This window comes from Pseudarthrobacter cellobiosi (assembly GCF_023913815.1).
Classification (GTDB): Bacteria; Actinomycetota; Actinomycetes; order Actinomycetales; family Micrococcaceae; genus Arthrobacter; species Arthrobacter cellobiosi.
On the sequence record NZ_JAMXBK010000028.1, the window covers coordinates 502,580 to 516,774 of the forward strand.

The 14,195-nt window shown below is 65.2% G+C and carries 14 protein-coding genes and 1 pseudogene; 10 read left to right on the plus strand and 5 right to left on the minus strand.

The genetic code is table 11. The features are described from left to right. Position 1 precedes the first annotated feature (1 nt). The 6 genes from NG701_RS20560 to NG701_RS21255 all read left to right on the plus strand — a co-directional run bounded on the left by NG701_RS20560 (position 2) and on the right by NG701_RS21255 (position 6,843). Positions 2–511, plus strand: a complete 510-nt coding sequence (locus tag NG701_RS20560) for a hypothetical protein (RefSeq protein WP_252570441.1) — start codon at positions 2–4, stop codon at positions 509–511. After that, positions 508–2,937, plus strand: coding sequence for an Ig-like domain-containing protein (locus tag NG701_RS20565; RefSeq protein WP_252570443.1), 2,430 nt, complete (start codon positions 508–510; stop codon positions 2,935–2,937). Before NG701_RS20560 ends, NG701_RS20565 begins: the two co-directional genes overlap by 4 nt. A 384-nt stretch (positions 2,938–3,321) precedes the next feature. Next, on the plus strand, positions 3,322–4,065 hold the full coding sequence (locus tag NG701_RS20570) for an ANTAR domain-containing protein (protein WP_252570600.1): 744 nt from the start codon (positions 3,322–3,324) through the stop codon (positions 4,063–4,065). A gap of 133 nt (positions 4,066–4,198) precedes the next feature. Then, entirely contained in the window at positions 4,199–4,606 is a 408-nt protein-coding gene (locus tag NG701_RS20575; protein ID WP_252570446.1) for a response regulator transcription factor, read from the plus strand. A gap of 224 nt (positions 4,607–4,830) precedes the next feature. After that, positions 4,831–5,805, plus strand: a complete 975-nt coding sequence (locus tag NG701_RS20580; RefSeq protein WP_252570448.1) for a phosphodiester glycosidase family protein — start codon at positions 4,831–4,833, stop codon at positions 5,803–5,805. 66 nt (positions 5,806–5,871) lie between these two features. Then, the gene (locus NG701_RS21255; protein ID WP_252570450.1) at positions 5,872–6,843 is read left to right on the plus strand and encodes a GtrA family protein; all 972 of its coding nucleotides are present in this window, start codon (positions 5,872–5,874) and stop codon (positions 6,841–6,843) included. An 8-nt stretch (positions 6,844–6,851) separates the two neighbouring features. Here NG701_RS21255 and NG701_RS20590 read toward each other — a convergent pair whose 3' ends face one another. Continuing rightward, positions 6,852–7,604, minus strand: coding sequence for a lytic transglycosylase domain-containing protein (locus NG701_RS20590; protein WP_252570452.1), 753 nt, complete (start codon positions 7,602–7,604; stop codon positions 6,852–6,854). A 63-nt stretch (positions 7,605–7,667) separates the two neighbouring features. Here NG701_RS20590 and NG701_RS20595 point away from each other — a divergent pair. From NG701_RS20595 to NG701_RS20610, 4 genes and pseudogenes are all read left to right on the plus strand, one after another. Next, positions 7,668–7,796 (plus strand): annotated as a pseudogene (locus tag NG701_RS20595) (molecular chaperone); the annotation flags it as partial. A 34-nt stretch (positions 7,797–7,830) separates the two neighbouring features. Then, positions 7,831–8,868 carry a carbohydrate-binding domain-containing protein gene (locus tag NG701_RS20600; protein ID WP_252570454.1) on the plus strand — a complete coding sequence of 346 codons (1,038 nt, stop codon included), beginning with the start codon at positions 7,831–7,833 and terminating at the stop codon, positions 8,866–8,868. Positions 8,869–9,078: 210 nt separating this feature from the next. Next, positions 9,079–9,276, plus strand: a complete 198-nt coding sequence (locus NG701_RS20605; protein WP_252570456.1) for a hypothetical protein — start codon at positions 9,079–9,081, stop codon at positions 9,274–9,276. Positions 9,277–9,382: 106 nt separating this feature from the next. After that, positions 9,383–10,228, plus strand: coding sequence for an alpha/beta fold hydrolase (locus tag NG701_RS20610; protein ID WP_252570458.1), 846 nt, complete (start codon positions 9,383–9,385; stop codon positions 10,226–10,228). A gap of 62 nt (positions 10,229–10,290) precedes the next feature. Here NG701_RS20610 and NG701_RS20615 read toward each other — a convergent pair whose 3' ends face one another. The 4 genes from NG701_RS20615 to NG701_RS20630 all read right to left on the minus strand — a co-directional run bounded on the left by NG701_RS20615 (position 10,291) and on the right by NG701_RS20630 (position 14,139). Beyond that, positions 10,291–11,478 (minus strand): fatty acid desaturase family protein, encoded by a 1,188-nt coding sequence (locus tag NG701_RS20615; RefSeq protein ID WP_252570460.1) that lies wholly within the window; start codon positions 11,476–11,478, stop codon positions 10,291–10,293. A gap of 13 nt (positions 11,479–11,491) precedes the next feature. After that, positions 11,492–12,589: a ferredoxin reductase gene (locus NG701_RS20620; protein WP_252570462.1), complete on the minus strand. Its 1,098-nt coding sequence runs from the start codon at positions 12,587–12,589 to the stop codon at positions 11,492–11,494. Positions 12,590–12,799: 210 nt separating this feature from the next. Continuing rightward, complete coding sequence (locus NG701_RS20625) at positions 12,800–13,003, minus strand: hypothetical protein (RefSeq protein ID WP_252570464.1); 204 nt, start codon at positions 13,001–13,003, stop codon at positions 12,800–12,802. 101 nt (positions 13,004–13,104) lie between these two features. Then, positions 13,105–14,139 (minus strand): LLM class flavin-dependent oxidoreductase, encoded by a 1,035-nt coding sequence (locus tag NG701_RS20630; protein WP_252570465.1) that lies wholly within the window; start codon positions 14,137–14,139, stop codon positions 13,105–13,107. Positions 14,140–14,195 lie beyond the last annotated feature (56 nt).

The window sequence follows — 14,195 nt, forward strand, 5'->3', positions numbered from 1 at the left end:
GATGAATTCCATGGGATGGATGAGGGCCGGCCGCGCCCGCGGCGTCAAAGTGGCAGTCCTGACGGGCGTGCTGTCTTTGGCGATCGGCGCGGGAACAGGATACGCGTACTGGATCACGGACGGCTCCGGCAGCGGCTCCGCTGGCGCTGGCGACATGCAGACAGTCACCGTGGACGCGCTCGTTTCCGGTGACGCGCCGGCGTCGACCCTCGTTCCCGGCGGGACTGCCGACGTCGTGCTGCGGGTAACCAATCCCAACCCCTATTCGGTCCAGGTGTACAGCGTCACCAACAACGGCCCAGCCACTGCCGACAACGCCCATCCTTCCTGCACCACCACTGGCGTCACCTTCGCCGCCCCTCTCAGCCCACTCAGCCCGACGGTTTCCCTCGCAGCGAATTCGAGCACCCTGATCACACTTCCCGGGGCCGCGAGCATGGACGCGACATCGCAGTCCGCCTGCCAGGGCGCCACCTTCCACCTTCCAGTCACGTTGGCGGTCCGAAAATGAGCACTCAACCACGACACCAGATGCCCTGCGTTGGCTGGCTCAGGACCCGCACCCCGTGGGTAGTGATCGGGATCCTCCTGGTGTCCGGCATCGGTTCCGCGGCCTACGCGTTCTGGCAGTCCATCAGCAGCAGCAACTTCGCAGCCGCAGTCGGCGACGTCGTCAATCCCGGAAGCAAGCCATCCGCCTCTATCACTGGAGCCGACATTTCAATTAGCTGGGCAGCCGGTGCGACCTCGGGCGGCCGTCCAGCCACCGGTTACACCGTGGCGCGCTACGACTCGGCCACGGGCGGATCCAAAACCCCGGCAACGGGCGCCTGCGGCGGCACCGTCACGGTCCTCAGTTGCGCGGAACAAAACGTCCCCGGCGGAACGTGGTACTACACCGTCACACCGGCCATCGCACTCTGGGACGGCGCCGAAAGCCCACGCAGTGACGGCGTTAGCACTGACAGCACGCCGCCAGTTGCCTCCGTGGCGTCCATTTCCCCGACGCCCAACGCCTCCGGCCTCAACAACAGCAGCCCCGTCGTCGTCAACCTCACAGCCGAGGACAACGCAGGCGGATCAGGCGTCGCCTCGATCACCTACTCAGTTGATTCCGGCAGCCCCACTACGGTGAATGCCGCCAACTCAGCAGTCACCGTGGGCGGTGACGGTACGCACGTCGTGTCGTATTTCGCGACGGATAATGCGGGCAACGCAAGCGCCTCCCAGAACCTTGCGGTCAAAATCGACACGGTGGCTCCAGGAACGCCTTCCATCGTCGTGCCCACCTACGTGAACATCGCCAACGTGGCCAATGTCCCCGTCAACGGCACAGCTGAGCCTGGTTCAACGCTTACCCTTACGGTTACCGATGCAGGGGCCGCCCACACGGTGTCACAGACAGTGGCAGCCAGCGGCACCGGAGCCTGGACCGCAACCGGCCTCAATCTGACTTCCCTGAACCAAGGCACCGTCACGTATACCGCCAAAGCCACGGACGCCGCCGGTAACACGGGGTCTACGGTAACCGTCACCAGCATCAAGGACACACTGGCTCCGGCCGCCCCAACGATCTCTGCCCCGACGTACGTCAACATCGCTAACGCTGCCAACGTTCCGGTCAGCGGAACGGCGGAGTCCGGCTCGGCTGTGACTCTACTCGTCACTGACGTCGGGGCCGCCCACACAGTGTCGCAATCTGCGACGGCGGGCGGCGGGGCATGGTCAGCATCCAGCCTCAACCTGAGCGCACTCAACGACGGCGCGGTCACCTACACAGCGACCGCTACCGACGCAGCCGGCAACACCGGAACCTCAGCCGCCGTGACAAAAACCAAAGACACGGTCGCCCCCGGATTGCCGACGGTCAGTGTTCCACCCTTCGTCAATGCCGCCAATGTGGCAAACGTCCCGGTCAGTGGCACGGCCGAACCGGGCGCAACGGTTGCGATGACCGTCACAGACACCGGACCAGCCAACACGGTGTCGCAAACTGTGACGGCCAACGGTGCTGGCGCATGGTCGGCCTCGGCCCTTAACCTGACCACGCTGAACCAGGGCACGGTCACCTACAAGGTCACGGCCACCGATGCAGCCGGCAATGCCAGCGCCATCGCGACAACGACAAACACTAAGGACACGGTTTCCGCCACTCCGGGGATCACGGTTCCCACGTACATAACCAGTACAAACGCGGCCGGTGTCCCGGTCAACGGCACCTCGGACGCGGGAGCATTGGTCACACTCACAGTCACTGATGCAGGACAGGCGCACTCCATCAGCCAAACTGTCACTGCCACAGGCTCAGGAACGTGGTCCATGACCCTGGACCTCAGCGCGTACGTCGACGGGACAATCAGTTACTCGGCAAGGGGCACAGACCCGGCCGGCAACGTCAGCGCCGCGGGCACAGCAACAGGCACGAAGGACATCGTGGCTCCAACGGTCACCGGGGTCGCCTTGACGAACGGTGGAGTCGCTGGAACCGCCGACGGCGGAGACTCAGTGATCATCACGTATTCGGAGCGCATGGATGCCACCAAGTTCTGCGGCAGCTGGAATAACACCGGCCCAGGATTGCAGTCTCTGAACACCAACGGTGATGTGGTCGTCACTCTGACGGACAACGCAGCGGGAGACCGGGTGACGGTAACGAGTGGGAAGTGCACTCTCAACATCGGGTCCGTGACCTTGGAAAAAAACTACATAAACTCGGGCACGGCAACGTTCCAAGGTAGCGGAAGCAATAGGTCGTCAGTTCAGTGGGATCCGGTGAACTACAAGCTCACCATCGTCCTCGGAACCAAAACCGGGACTGTGGCCACGGGCATCCTCGATGGAACCTCGTCTTACACCCCGGCGTCGGGACTGTCCGACCTGGCTGGGTACCTGCTCAGCACAACACCGTTTACCCCGACCAGTACGTCAAGGTTCTGACGCCCGGCACGACCGGCGTCAGAACCCGGGGGGCAGAACCTCGCTCCTTCCAATGAGGCAGTACCCGCTGAGACCTCTGGACCCGGCCAACGTCCAGAGGTCTCTTCGCGAGGCGGTGGCTGTACACGCCCGGAATCCAGCGACCAGCATCGTCACCGGGCTTGGTAGCCAGGACCTGAGTAGCCGGCGGATGTGACCCCGCCGCTGGCCGCCTTGTGGCGCTTCCCAAGGCTCTGGCCTGTATATAATTCTGGATATCGGTTTAGCAGCAGGCCGTTGGACAGTTCGTCGATCCAGCGACCGTCGCCACCCTTTTGCCACTACGGCGGGGTTGTGCGGGGGGGGTGCCGGTTCGTTTGACCTGAGCGAATGGCACAAAGAACCGTGGCCAGCGAGTCAACAGCAAAAACAGCTACATCAATCGCCGAGCATCTGCACGAAGAACTCCTCAACAGCTCCGACGTAGAGGAGTTCCTGGATGAGCTTGCCCGGGTGTCGGCCCGTACCCTTTCCGAACCCGGTGACGAAGTGCTGTGCGGCATCACTCTCCTGCGTCAGCGCAAGGCGGCCACCATTGCCAGCAGCGGCGCCGCTGCCCGCGCTGTCAGCCAGATTGAATACCAGTCCGAGCAAAGCCCGGGCATGGCTGCCTCGCTGGAGCAGGTGACGGTCCATGTTCCTGACGTGAAAGACGAAGCGCGCTGGCCCGAATACTCCGAAGCCGTCCTGGACCAAGGCATCCGGTCAGTCTTGGCCATCCCGTTCCGGCTGGAGGGGGAAACCAAAGCCACCCTGCTCCTCTACTCCCACCGGACCTACCGCTTCGAAGGCCGCGTCCTGAAGGCTGCGGAGGATTTCGTCCGCCAGACCTCCCTGGCCCTGCGGCTTGCGGTGCGTTTTGCGCATTACAGCGAGACTGCGGCGCATCTGCGTGCCACCCTGGAATCACGCACGGTGATCGACATGGCGGTGGGCATCATCATGGCCCAGAACCGGTGCAGCCAGCAGGACGCGTTCGAGCTCCTCAAAGCGGCGTCCAGCACCCGTAATTCCAAGCTGCATATCGTGGCCGCGGCCGTGGTGAATGCGCTGGGCCAGGGGCCGGCCCAGACGCACTACGACGGCTGAACCTCGCCCCGGAGCCGGCGGCCAGCGACGTGACCGCTGAGACGACCGGAGGACGGTTGCGGAATACGTCACTTTGACGGTTTACCACCCCACCAGCCCGTACACTGGTGGCAATGCTGGCTGAGGGGCTTTCATGGAAACAAAACGCATCTGTCTTGTCATCGAGGACAACGATGACATCCGCGGTCTGATCACGGTGGTCCTGACCCGCGCAGGCTTTTCCGTACGTTCGGTCGCCAACGGCGCCGAAGGAATTGCTGCGGCCGCTGAACCATCGGTTGCGCTGATCACCCTTGACCTTGGCCTGCCGGACATGGACGGGCACGTCGTTGCCCGGGCAATCCGGGCCTTAAGTACCGCTCCCATGCTGTTCCTCACGGCCAGGTCTGAGGAGGACGACATCCTTGCCGGAATGGCCTCTGGCGCTGCTGCCTACCTGACCAAGCCGTTCCACCCCAAAGAACTGCAGGAGCTCGCGCTGCGGCTCTGCCCGGCGGACGCCCCCGCTCGCCCGAAGCCCACGCCGCAACGGCAGCTTTAAGCGGCACCTTCTCGCCTGCCCAGCCGCCTGCCCACCCCGGCGCGAATTCGCTGGAGAGCTGCCCGTTCGCCGGAGCGTTCCGGCGTGCGGGACGCTCTCCGGCGACTCCGCTGCCGGCCCAGGCGTCTGGCGGCACATGGCCGTAGAGAAGGTCCGTCCCTATTCACAGGCGCAGCACATCCTCGGCAAATCGAAGCGATAGCTTGGTTGCCTACAAATGAGGCATGACTCCTCTCAAGAGCAAACCACGCAAGGGCAGCCGCGTCCGGCGCGCCGTCGTCGCCGGGGCTGTGGCCCTGACGCTTTCGGCAGGAGGTGCCACGGCCTGGGCGCTGGACCGTTTTGTGGTCCAGCACGTGGAAATCTCGGACGTCGCCGCGTACCAGGCGAGCCAAACGGGAACCAGCCAGGGCACGACGGCGGCCACCACCAGCGATTCCAGCGCCGTCACCACAGACACGTCCTACGTGTCGGACAGCTCGAACATCAACATCTCCACGGTGACCACCGGCAGCGGCGACAGCACCGTAACGTACTACGTTGCCGACGTCGTCCTCGACGGTGCCACCACCCTCCAGTCAGCCTTCGCCAACAACAGCTTCGGCGAGAACATCACCGAAACCACGTCCGCCATCGCCGAGGCCAACAACGCCGTCTTCGCCATCAATGGCGACTACTACGGCTTCCGCGACACCGGCATCGTGATCCGCAACGGCGTCGTTTTCCGCGACGACGGCGCCCGCCAAGGCCTGGCCTTCTACCGCGACGGCACCGTCAAGGTCTACGACGAAACCGCCACCACCGCCGAACAGCTGCTGGCCGACGGCGTCTGGAACACCCTCTCCTTCGGCCCGTCCCTGCTGGACAACGGCGAAGTGGCCGACGGCATCGAGGACGTTGAGGTGGACACGAACTTCGGCAACCACTCCATCCAGGGCGAACAGCCGCGCACCGCCGTCGGCATCATCGACGAGAACCACCTGGTGTTTGTGGTCGTTGACGGCCGCAGCCCCGGTTACAGCGCCGGCGTCACCATGACCGCGCTGGCCGAAATCATGCAGGGCCTCGGCGCCACCACCGCGTACAACCTCGACGGCGGCGGCTCGTCCACCATGTACTTCATCGGCGAACTGGTCAACAACCCGCTGGGCGAGAACAAGGAACGCGGCACCTCCGACATCCTCTACATCGCGCAGTAGGGCCGGCCATGATCATCCTGATCCCGGCCTACGAGCCGGACCGGCAGCGGGCCTGACTACAAGGACGTGTTCGACGGCGTCAAGGCACTCGGGTGCCACTTCATCGGGTATTCCCGCAACCGGGGAAAGGGCTTCGCGCTGAAGACCGGGTTCGGGTTCATCGCTGACCACCTGCCGGACCGGAACGTGGTGTGTGCTGACAGCGACGGCCAGCACACCATCGTGGACATCCTCCGCGTGGCGGCAGCGGTGCAGCCCGGTTCGCCGGCCCTGGTGCTGGGCACCCGGAACTTCACCGGCAACGTCCCGGCCCGCAGCAAGTTCGGCAACAGTGCCACCCGGCGGTTGTTCGCGCTGGCCACCGGCGAGCGCATTTCCGATACCCAGACAGGCCTCCGCGGCTATCCGGCTGCCATGCTCCCGTGGCTGCGGTCCGTCCGTGTCGAGCGCTACGAATACGAGCTGAACCTCCTGCTGGAAGCCAAGCAGGCCGGATTTGCGATCAACACCGTGGACATCGCCACGGTCTATCTCGACCACAATTCGGGGTCCCATTTCCGGCCAGTGGCGGACTCGGTCCGCATCTACGCGCCGCTCCTGAAGTTCCTGGTGTCCTCCTTCACGGCGTTCCTCGTGGATACCGTGGTGTTCCTCCTCCTGACCCTGGTTACCGACTCTCTGCTGCTCGCCGTGGTGGGAGCCCGGGCCGTGAGCTCGGCGGTGAACTTCCTCGTCAACCGCGAGGTGGTGTTCCAGCACGGCCGGGACAGGCCCGCGGCGGCTGCCGGCCTGCGCTATTTCGGCCTGGTTCTTGTTCTCCTGGCCGCCAACTATGGCCTCATCTCGGCCCTGGATTCGCTCTCCGTGGCCGCTTTGCCGGCCAAGATCCTCGCTGAAATCGCGCTGCTGGCCGTCAGCTACGTGGTGCAGCAGCGGTTTCTCTTTTCCCGGCGCACGGCCAGGAGCGCCGCACGGGAGGATGAGAATCAGTCTCTGGACCTGAGCCGCGGCCACCACCCCGGGACGTTACGCCAGTAGTCGAGGTCTTATCCGGTGGCGCCCGTCTTCTCGGCGTAGGAGGTGGCTTGGTCGCGCACCTGGTCCACGTAGGAATCGGACTGGTTGTAGGAGTAGATGGCCTCCGTCCATCCGTTCGCGGCGGTCAGGTCGCGGCCATGGGCGCATAAGTAACCGGCCGCGCTGAGAGCGGCATCGTCGATGTTGAAGGGATCAGCTTCTCCGTCGCCGTTCCCGTCCCGTCCCGCAAGCTCCCAGGTGGAGGGAATGAACTGCATGGGTCCGACGGCGCGGTCCCAGCGAGCGTCGCCATCCAGGACGCCGGCGTCTGTATCAGCGATGGCGGCAAATCCGTTGCCGTCCAGGCTCGGACCGACAATTGGTCCGCTCGCCTGCCCTGCGGGGGTCAGGCTTCCGCCGCCGTAAGCTCCGTGGGCGGATTCGATGAAGCCGACTGCCGCCACCGTATTCCAGCCGATCCCACACGCCGGAGCGGAATGATTGGCCGCGCTGGCCGCACCCACGTAAGCCCGAAGCGCGCGGGCAGGTATGCCGGTTTGCGCGGCAGCCAGGATGAGCCACTCAGCGTCCGCGTTCCGGGTGACACTGACGGCAGTGGTAAGGCCGGTGGAGGGCGTTTCGAGTTTCGCCTCAGCCCGTGGCGGAGGAGGAAGAGCCCGGCGGGCGTCCGCATCGGACTGTCCGAGTGCCCAGAATGCCACCGCGGTGATGATGCAGATCGCGAACACGCAGAAAACCGCAAGGCGTTTAAGTCGGAGCACGGGTTTGATCCTATCGATCGAAGTCCGCCAGGAGGAACGGCGGCTGCATGACGCCCGGGAAACAGCCACGGGATCCGGCCCTCCAGGATCTCCAAGTTCGCCACCGGCATGGCGGCGCTCTGCCCGGACCTGCCGGCCAACCGCTGGAACCGCACCCTCCGCCGCACCATGAACCTCCGCCCCGCCGCCTGACCCGCCTCCCCCACCAACTTCGAAGGAACAGACTATGAACCGATTCCGCAGCGCCCTGTCCGTCACCGCCCTCGCCCTCGCCGTTGGGCTGGCCGGCTGCTCGGCCGCCGGCACCGCCACGGGGACGTCCATCGCCGGGACCACCTCCACCAGCAGCACGTCCAACTCGTCCACGACGTCCGGCACGGCGCAGGCCGCAGTTTCCCTGGACGCCCTCGCCGCCGACACCCACTACGACGCCGACGACCTCACCTGGGATGCGGCCGCCGAAGTAGCCGTGACCCTGGCGGACGGCGCCAGCAGCGTGACATCAGCCGTGTCAGCCGCCGTAACGGTCGACGGCGACACCGTCACCCTCAGCGCCGCCGGCGTCACCACCGTGGAAGAGTCGGAAGAAGGCTTGGAGGCCCAGCACATCGTGATGTCCGGCGGAACGGCCAACGTCACCGCGAACGACGACGGCGTGAACGCCTCCGGCGGGGCCTCCAGGTCCACTTCCGGTGGCGGGATGGGCGGCGGCGAGATGGCCGTGGGCGACTACAGCGTGGAAATCACCGGGGGCTCGCTGACCATCAACGCGCAGGGCGACGGGCTGGACTCCAACGGCAACGCCAGCATCTCCGGCGGCACCGTGGTGGTCAACGGCCCCACGAACTCCGGCAACGGCGCCCTGGACGTCAACGGCGAGCTGACCGTCACCGGCGGCACCGTGGCTGCGGCCGGAAGCGTGGGCATGGTGGTCACCCCGGGCACCTCCTCCTCGACGCAGTCCGGCGTGCAGGTCACGCTCGGCTCGGCCGTTCCGGCGGGCACGGTGGTGCAGATCGCCGATTCCGCGGGCAACGTGGTGAGTGCCTTCGTGACCACCAAGGCCACGGCGTCCCTGGTGTTCTCCTCGTCCGCGATCACTGAAGGCGAGGAGTACACCGTCTACACCGGCGGCACGGCCACGGTCAGCGCCGGCGTAGGCGATGGTTCCCTGGACGGTGCCCGTCAGGTGGGCACCGTGACGGCCGGCGAGTACACCGCTGCACAGGGTCCGGGCGGCGGCGGCTTCGGCGCCCGCCCCTAATCCCACCCCCGAACCCCACCTCCCCTTCAGACGATCTCTCACTTAACGGAGGTTTTTGACAAACGCTCTCTCACTTTTTTTAAGAAAGTGAGAGAGCGTTGCGAATTAAGTGGCATCAAGTGAGAGAGCGTCCGGGGTGGGGAGGTGTCTGGAATCCGGTAATCGGCGCATACTTGAACGCACAGGCGGCTACGGCCATGGGAGGACACCATGAAGTTTCTCGGAGCACTGATTGTCATCTGGCTGGTCATCGGAGGAATCGCCGCCTGGCAGCGCGGCTACTTCGGCGGAGCTCCCGGGTCCTGTGCCCAAGCTGGAACGGTGGCCGTGACCATCGTTGCCGGGCCCTTGAACTATCTGGGCGTCAACCCGCAGATCGCGTGTGAACTGCCCCAACCCTCCCAGTAGCCACATCCTTGGTGCCGCGGCGGGCGGTCCCTAGAGTAGGGAATGCCGGGCGCTGGCTTTTGCTTGCGCCCGAAACTGATTCCGAAGCTTCGAAAGGACCGCCGAGATGGCATTCGTCACCGTTGGAACCGAGAACAGCACCGACATCGAGCTCTACTACGAAGACCACGGGAGCGGCCAGCCCGTTGTCCTGATCCATGGCTACCCGCTGGACGGATCCTCCTGGGAAAAGCAGACCACTGCCCTCCTGGAGGCCGGCTACCGCGTGATCACCTACGACCGCCGCGGCTTCGGCAAGTCCACCAAGACCACCAGCGGCTACGACTACGACACTTTCGCCGCCGACCTCAATACCATCCTGAACAGGCTGGAACTCAACAACACCGTACTGGTGGGCTTCTCCATGGGTACTGGCGAGGTTGCCCGCTACCTGAGCACGTATGGCTCCGCCCGGGTGGCCCGCGCAGCCTTCCTCGGATCCTTGGAGCCGTTCCTGCTGAAGACGGAAGACAACCCCGACGGCGTCCCGCAGGAAGTCTTCGACGGACTCACCGAAGCGGTCACGGCGGACCGGTACGCGTTCTTCACGGAATTTTTCAAGAACTTCTACAACACCGACACGTTCCTGGGCACGCCTCGCCTCAGCCAGGAAGTCCTGGACGCCAGCTGGAAAATCGCCGCAGGAGCCGGCGCCACCGCATCAGTCGCCGCGCAGCCCACATGGCTGACCGACTTCCGCGGCGACATCCCCCGGATCGGTGTCCCCGCGCTGATTGTCCACGGCACCGAGGACAACATCCTCCCCATCGACGTCACCGGACGCCGGTTCGCCAAAGCCCTGCCGTCGGCGGAGTATGTGGAGATCGACGGCGCCCCGCACGGCCTGCTGTGGACGCACGCCGCGGAAGTCAACGAAGCCCTGCTCGCCTTCCTGAAGAAGCAGACCGGATAGCAAAAAAGAGTGGAAGGGCCAGGCATTTCGCCTGGCCCTTCCACTCTTAAGGCTTAGTCAGCTCAAGCCCTGGCAGCCTTGCCCGGCAGCGCCAGCTTGAAGACCTTCGCCCAGGACGATCCCACCTGCTTCAGCAGCGGCCCCGTGGTGTACTTCAGGCCGTAGCGCTGGCAGATCTCGCGGACCCGCGGAGCAACCTCGGCGTACCGGTTGGAAGGCAGGTCCGGGAAGAGGTGGTGCTCGATCTGGTGCGACAGGTTGCCGGTCATCAGGTGCATGAACCTGGAACCGGAGATGTTGGCGGAGCCGATCATCTGGCGGACGTACCAGTCGCCGCGGGTTTCGCCTTCCACCATTTCCTCGGTGAAGGTGTCCGCGCCTTCCGGGAAGTGGCCGCAGAAGATCACGGCGTGCGCCCACACGTTGCGGACGGCGTTGGCGGTCAGGGTGCCGTAGAGGGCCTGCTTGCCGGAACCGGTGAGCATGGCGACTGCGGGAGTAGCGGCGTAGTCCTTGGTGAACTGGGTGACCACCTTGCGGCCCAGTGCTTTGAGGTCCTTGTGCAGCGCTTCCTTGGACTTCTTGCCTGCCTGGTACTCAGCAAGCTCGAGGTCGTAGATGGCGATACCCCATTCGAAGACAGGAGCCAGGATGGCGTTGTACAGCGGGTTGCCCAGGTTATGAGGCTTCCACGGCTGGCTCTCGTCCATCCGCAGGAGGTTGTATCCGACGTCGTTGTCCTTGCCCACCACGTTGGTCCAGCGGTGGTGAAGGTCATTGTGGCTGTGCTGCCAGGAGCGCGCCGGGGTAACGAAGTCCCATTCCCAGGTGGTGGAGTGGATGTCGGGGTCCCGCATCCAGTCCCACTGCCCGTGCAGGATGTTGTGGCCGAGCTCCATGTTTTCCAGGATTTTGGCCAGGCTCAGCAGTGTGGTGCCGGTGACCCAGGCGGCCTTGTTCTTGCTGACCAGCAGTGCCGCGCGGCCGGAGATCTCCAGCCCGCGCTGGATCTTGATCATGCGTCGGATGTAGGCGGCGTCGGAGGCGCCGCGCTTGGCCAGGATTTCGTCGCGGATCGCGTCGAGTTCGCGGCCCAGCTCAGCTACCTGTTCGTCGCTAAGGTGCGCTGCGGCAGGAGGGCGGACCAAGGGGCTGCCGGACTCGGCCAGCGCTCCGGGTCGCGTCTTTGCCGCTCCGGTGGGGGCGGTCTTGCCTTCGGAAACTTTCTTGCTTTCTGAAACTACTGACATGCGGTATTGCTCCTCAGAGTTCGAGGTTGACGGGTCCGGCGGCTGCCGAGACACACGTTTGGATTAGTTGGCCGGGTTCGCCGTGGACCTCGTTGGTGCGAAGGTCACGCACCTGTCCGGCCAGGAGCGGAGTCAGGCAACTGTGGCAGATTCCCATCCGGCAGCCGCTGGGCATCAGCACCCCGGCGTCTTCGCCGACGTCGAGCAGCGGAGTATCGCCGTCGGCGTCAACTTCCCGGTCCGACGCCTCAAAGGTGACCAGGCCGCCGTCGTGCCCTACACCCCCGGCGAAGGTGGTGTTGAACCGTTCAATCATCAGGTTGCCGGGATCGCCGGGGAGCGCAACATCGGACCCGGGCGCGCCGGCGGTGAGGGACGCCTGCTTCCACAGGGCCTCGGCGTCGTCCAGGAAACTGTCCGGGCCGCACGCGTAAGCGGCCCGTTCCTTCCAGTCCGGGCAGATCTCATCGAGCTCGGCCGTGTTGGTCAGGTCCATCCGGCCCTGTTCGCCGGTGTACCAGTGGGCCAGCCGGAAGTTGGGGAACTGGTCAGCCAGTTCGGCGAGTTCCTCGCGGAAGAGGCTGTCGCCGGGCGTGCGGGCGGAGTGCACCAGGACGACGTCGGCATCCGGGCGGCGGGGAACAAGGGTGCGGATCATGGACATCACCGGAGTGATGCCGCTGCCCGCGGTGACCATCAGGAGCGGCCTGGGGTGCTCGGGCAGGACAAAGTCGCCTTGCGGCGGTGCCAGGAACAGGACGTCGCCCGGTTTGGTGGTCCGGACCAGGGTTCCGGAAACAGCGCCGACGTCTGTGACGGTGATGGCCGGGTCCTTGCCGGCGGGAGCACTCAGCGAATAGGAGCGCCAGTGGCGGACCCCGTCCAGCTCAACGCCGATACGCGCCCACTGGCCGGCCAGGTGCGAATGCCAGCCGCGGCCGGGACGGAAAAAGATGGTGGCCGACTGCGCCGTTTCCTGGACCACACGGGTCACCACTCCACGCAGCTGGCGCGCGGAGAAGACAGGGTTAAAGAGCGCCAGAATATCTTCCGGTGCCAATGGCGTTGTCAGTACGGAAGCCGCCTGTGCCAGCTGACGTAGCCGGATCATGCAGTCAAACCTAAAGCGGCGCGAGCCATATGTCTCTCTCCTGACCGTTCCGCAGTCACGCAGTAATGTTGGGGCCTTAGCCCCCAAAGCCCGCTACAAGCCTAACGGCTGTTGCTTGCGGATGGTTCCCTAAGCAATATTAGTAAGGATGCTGACTAATTTCCACTGCAGGTCACCGGAATGGGCCAGACCGACGGCGGGGGACGGTTTTCAGCGGTCGTCGCGTTCCTGGAATTCCTCATCCAGGTCGTGGTGCCGGAATTCGGTCTCGGGGTTCGGTTCGCCCTCGGCCACGTACTCGTAGTCCAGTTGGCGCTGTACTTGACTGTCCAGAACCTGCAGATCCTTGTCCGGGATCGCGGCGAGATCGTCCGGGAATTCGTCTTCCGGTGCGAGGTGTAGCTTCTCGGACATGCTGAGCCTCTCTAGGCAATGAGAATAACCGGGCCTCAATGGCCCGCACATTCTCAGGATATTACGTTCCGGGCGGATCACCCAGCGGAATCGGCTCCGGATCAGGAACGGGCCGGGGTCCAGCCGACGGCGGGCGCTATGTGCTGGGCGATGTTCCCCAGCATTTTGGCATTGAAGTCAACGCCCAGCTGGTTGGGCACTGTCACCAGCAGTGTGTCCGCGGCCTGGACCGCGGCGTCGGCCGCCAACTGTTCGGCCAGGACATCCGGAGCGCCCGCATAGGTCTTGCCAAAGCGTGCCGTCAGGCCGTCGATGACGCCCACCTGGTCCCGGCTGTCCCGCAGCGCGCTGCCCGCAAAATACCTGCTGTCTTCCTCGTCCACGATCGGCAGGATGCTCCGGCTGACAGAGACTCGCGGCTGGTGGCTGTGTCCTGCCGCGGCCCAGGCCTCCCGGAAGAGTTGGATTTGCTCCGCCTGCAGCTGGTCGAAGGGGACACCGGTGTCCTCGGTGAGCAGGGTGGAGCTCATCAGGTTCATGCCCAGGCCGGCCGCCCACACGGCGGTGTTGCGGCTTCCGGCGCCCCACCAGATCCGCTCTGTGAGGCCCGACGACTGCGGCTGGACCGGCAACAGGCCGATGGCTCCACCGGCGTAGCGCGGGTCTGCCTCGGCCACGCCGGCGCCGCTGATGGCGCGCCGAAACTGGGCTGTGTGCCGGTGGGCCATGTCCGCGTCGGTCTCCCCTTCGGCCGGTTGGTGGCCGAAGGCAGCGGCCCCGTTCCGGGCGGGCTCGGGTGAACCACGGCTGATGCCCAGCTGCAGCCTGCCGCCGCTGATCAGATCCGTGGCGGCGGCTTCCTCGGCCATGTACAGCGGATTTTCGTACCGCATGTCGATCACGCCCGTGCCCATCTCTATCCGGCTGGTCCGGGCCGCGATCGCTGCCAGCAGCGGGAAGGGCGACGCCTGCTGACGGGCGAAGTGGTGCACGCGGAAGAAGGCGCCGTCGATTCCGAGCTCCTCGGCCGCCACCGCCAGCTCAATGCCCTGCAGCAGGGCATCGCCTGCGGTTCTGGTGCGGGAGCCCTGGCCGGGGCCCCAGTGGCCGAAGGACAGGAATCCGATGCGTTGCATGTCTGGCCCAACCTCCCGGCGGCCGGCCGCATTCCCGGCTGGCATGATGAGCCTGT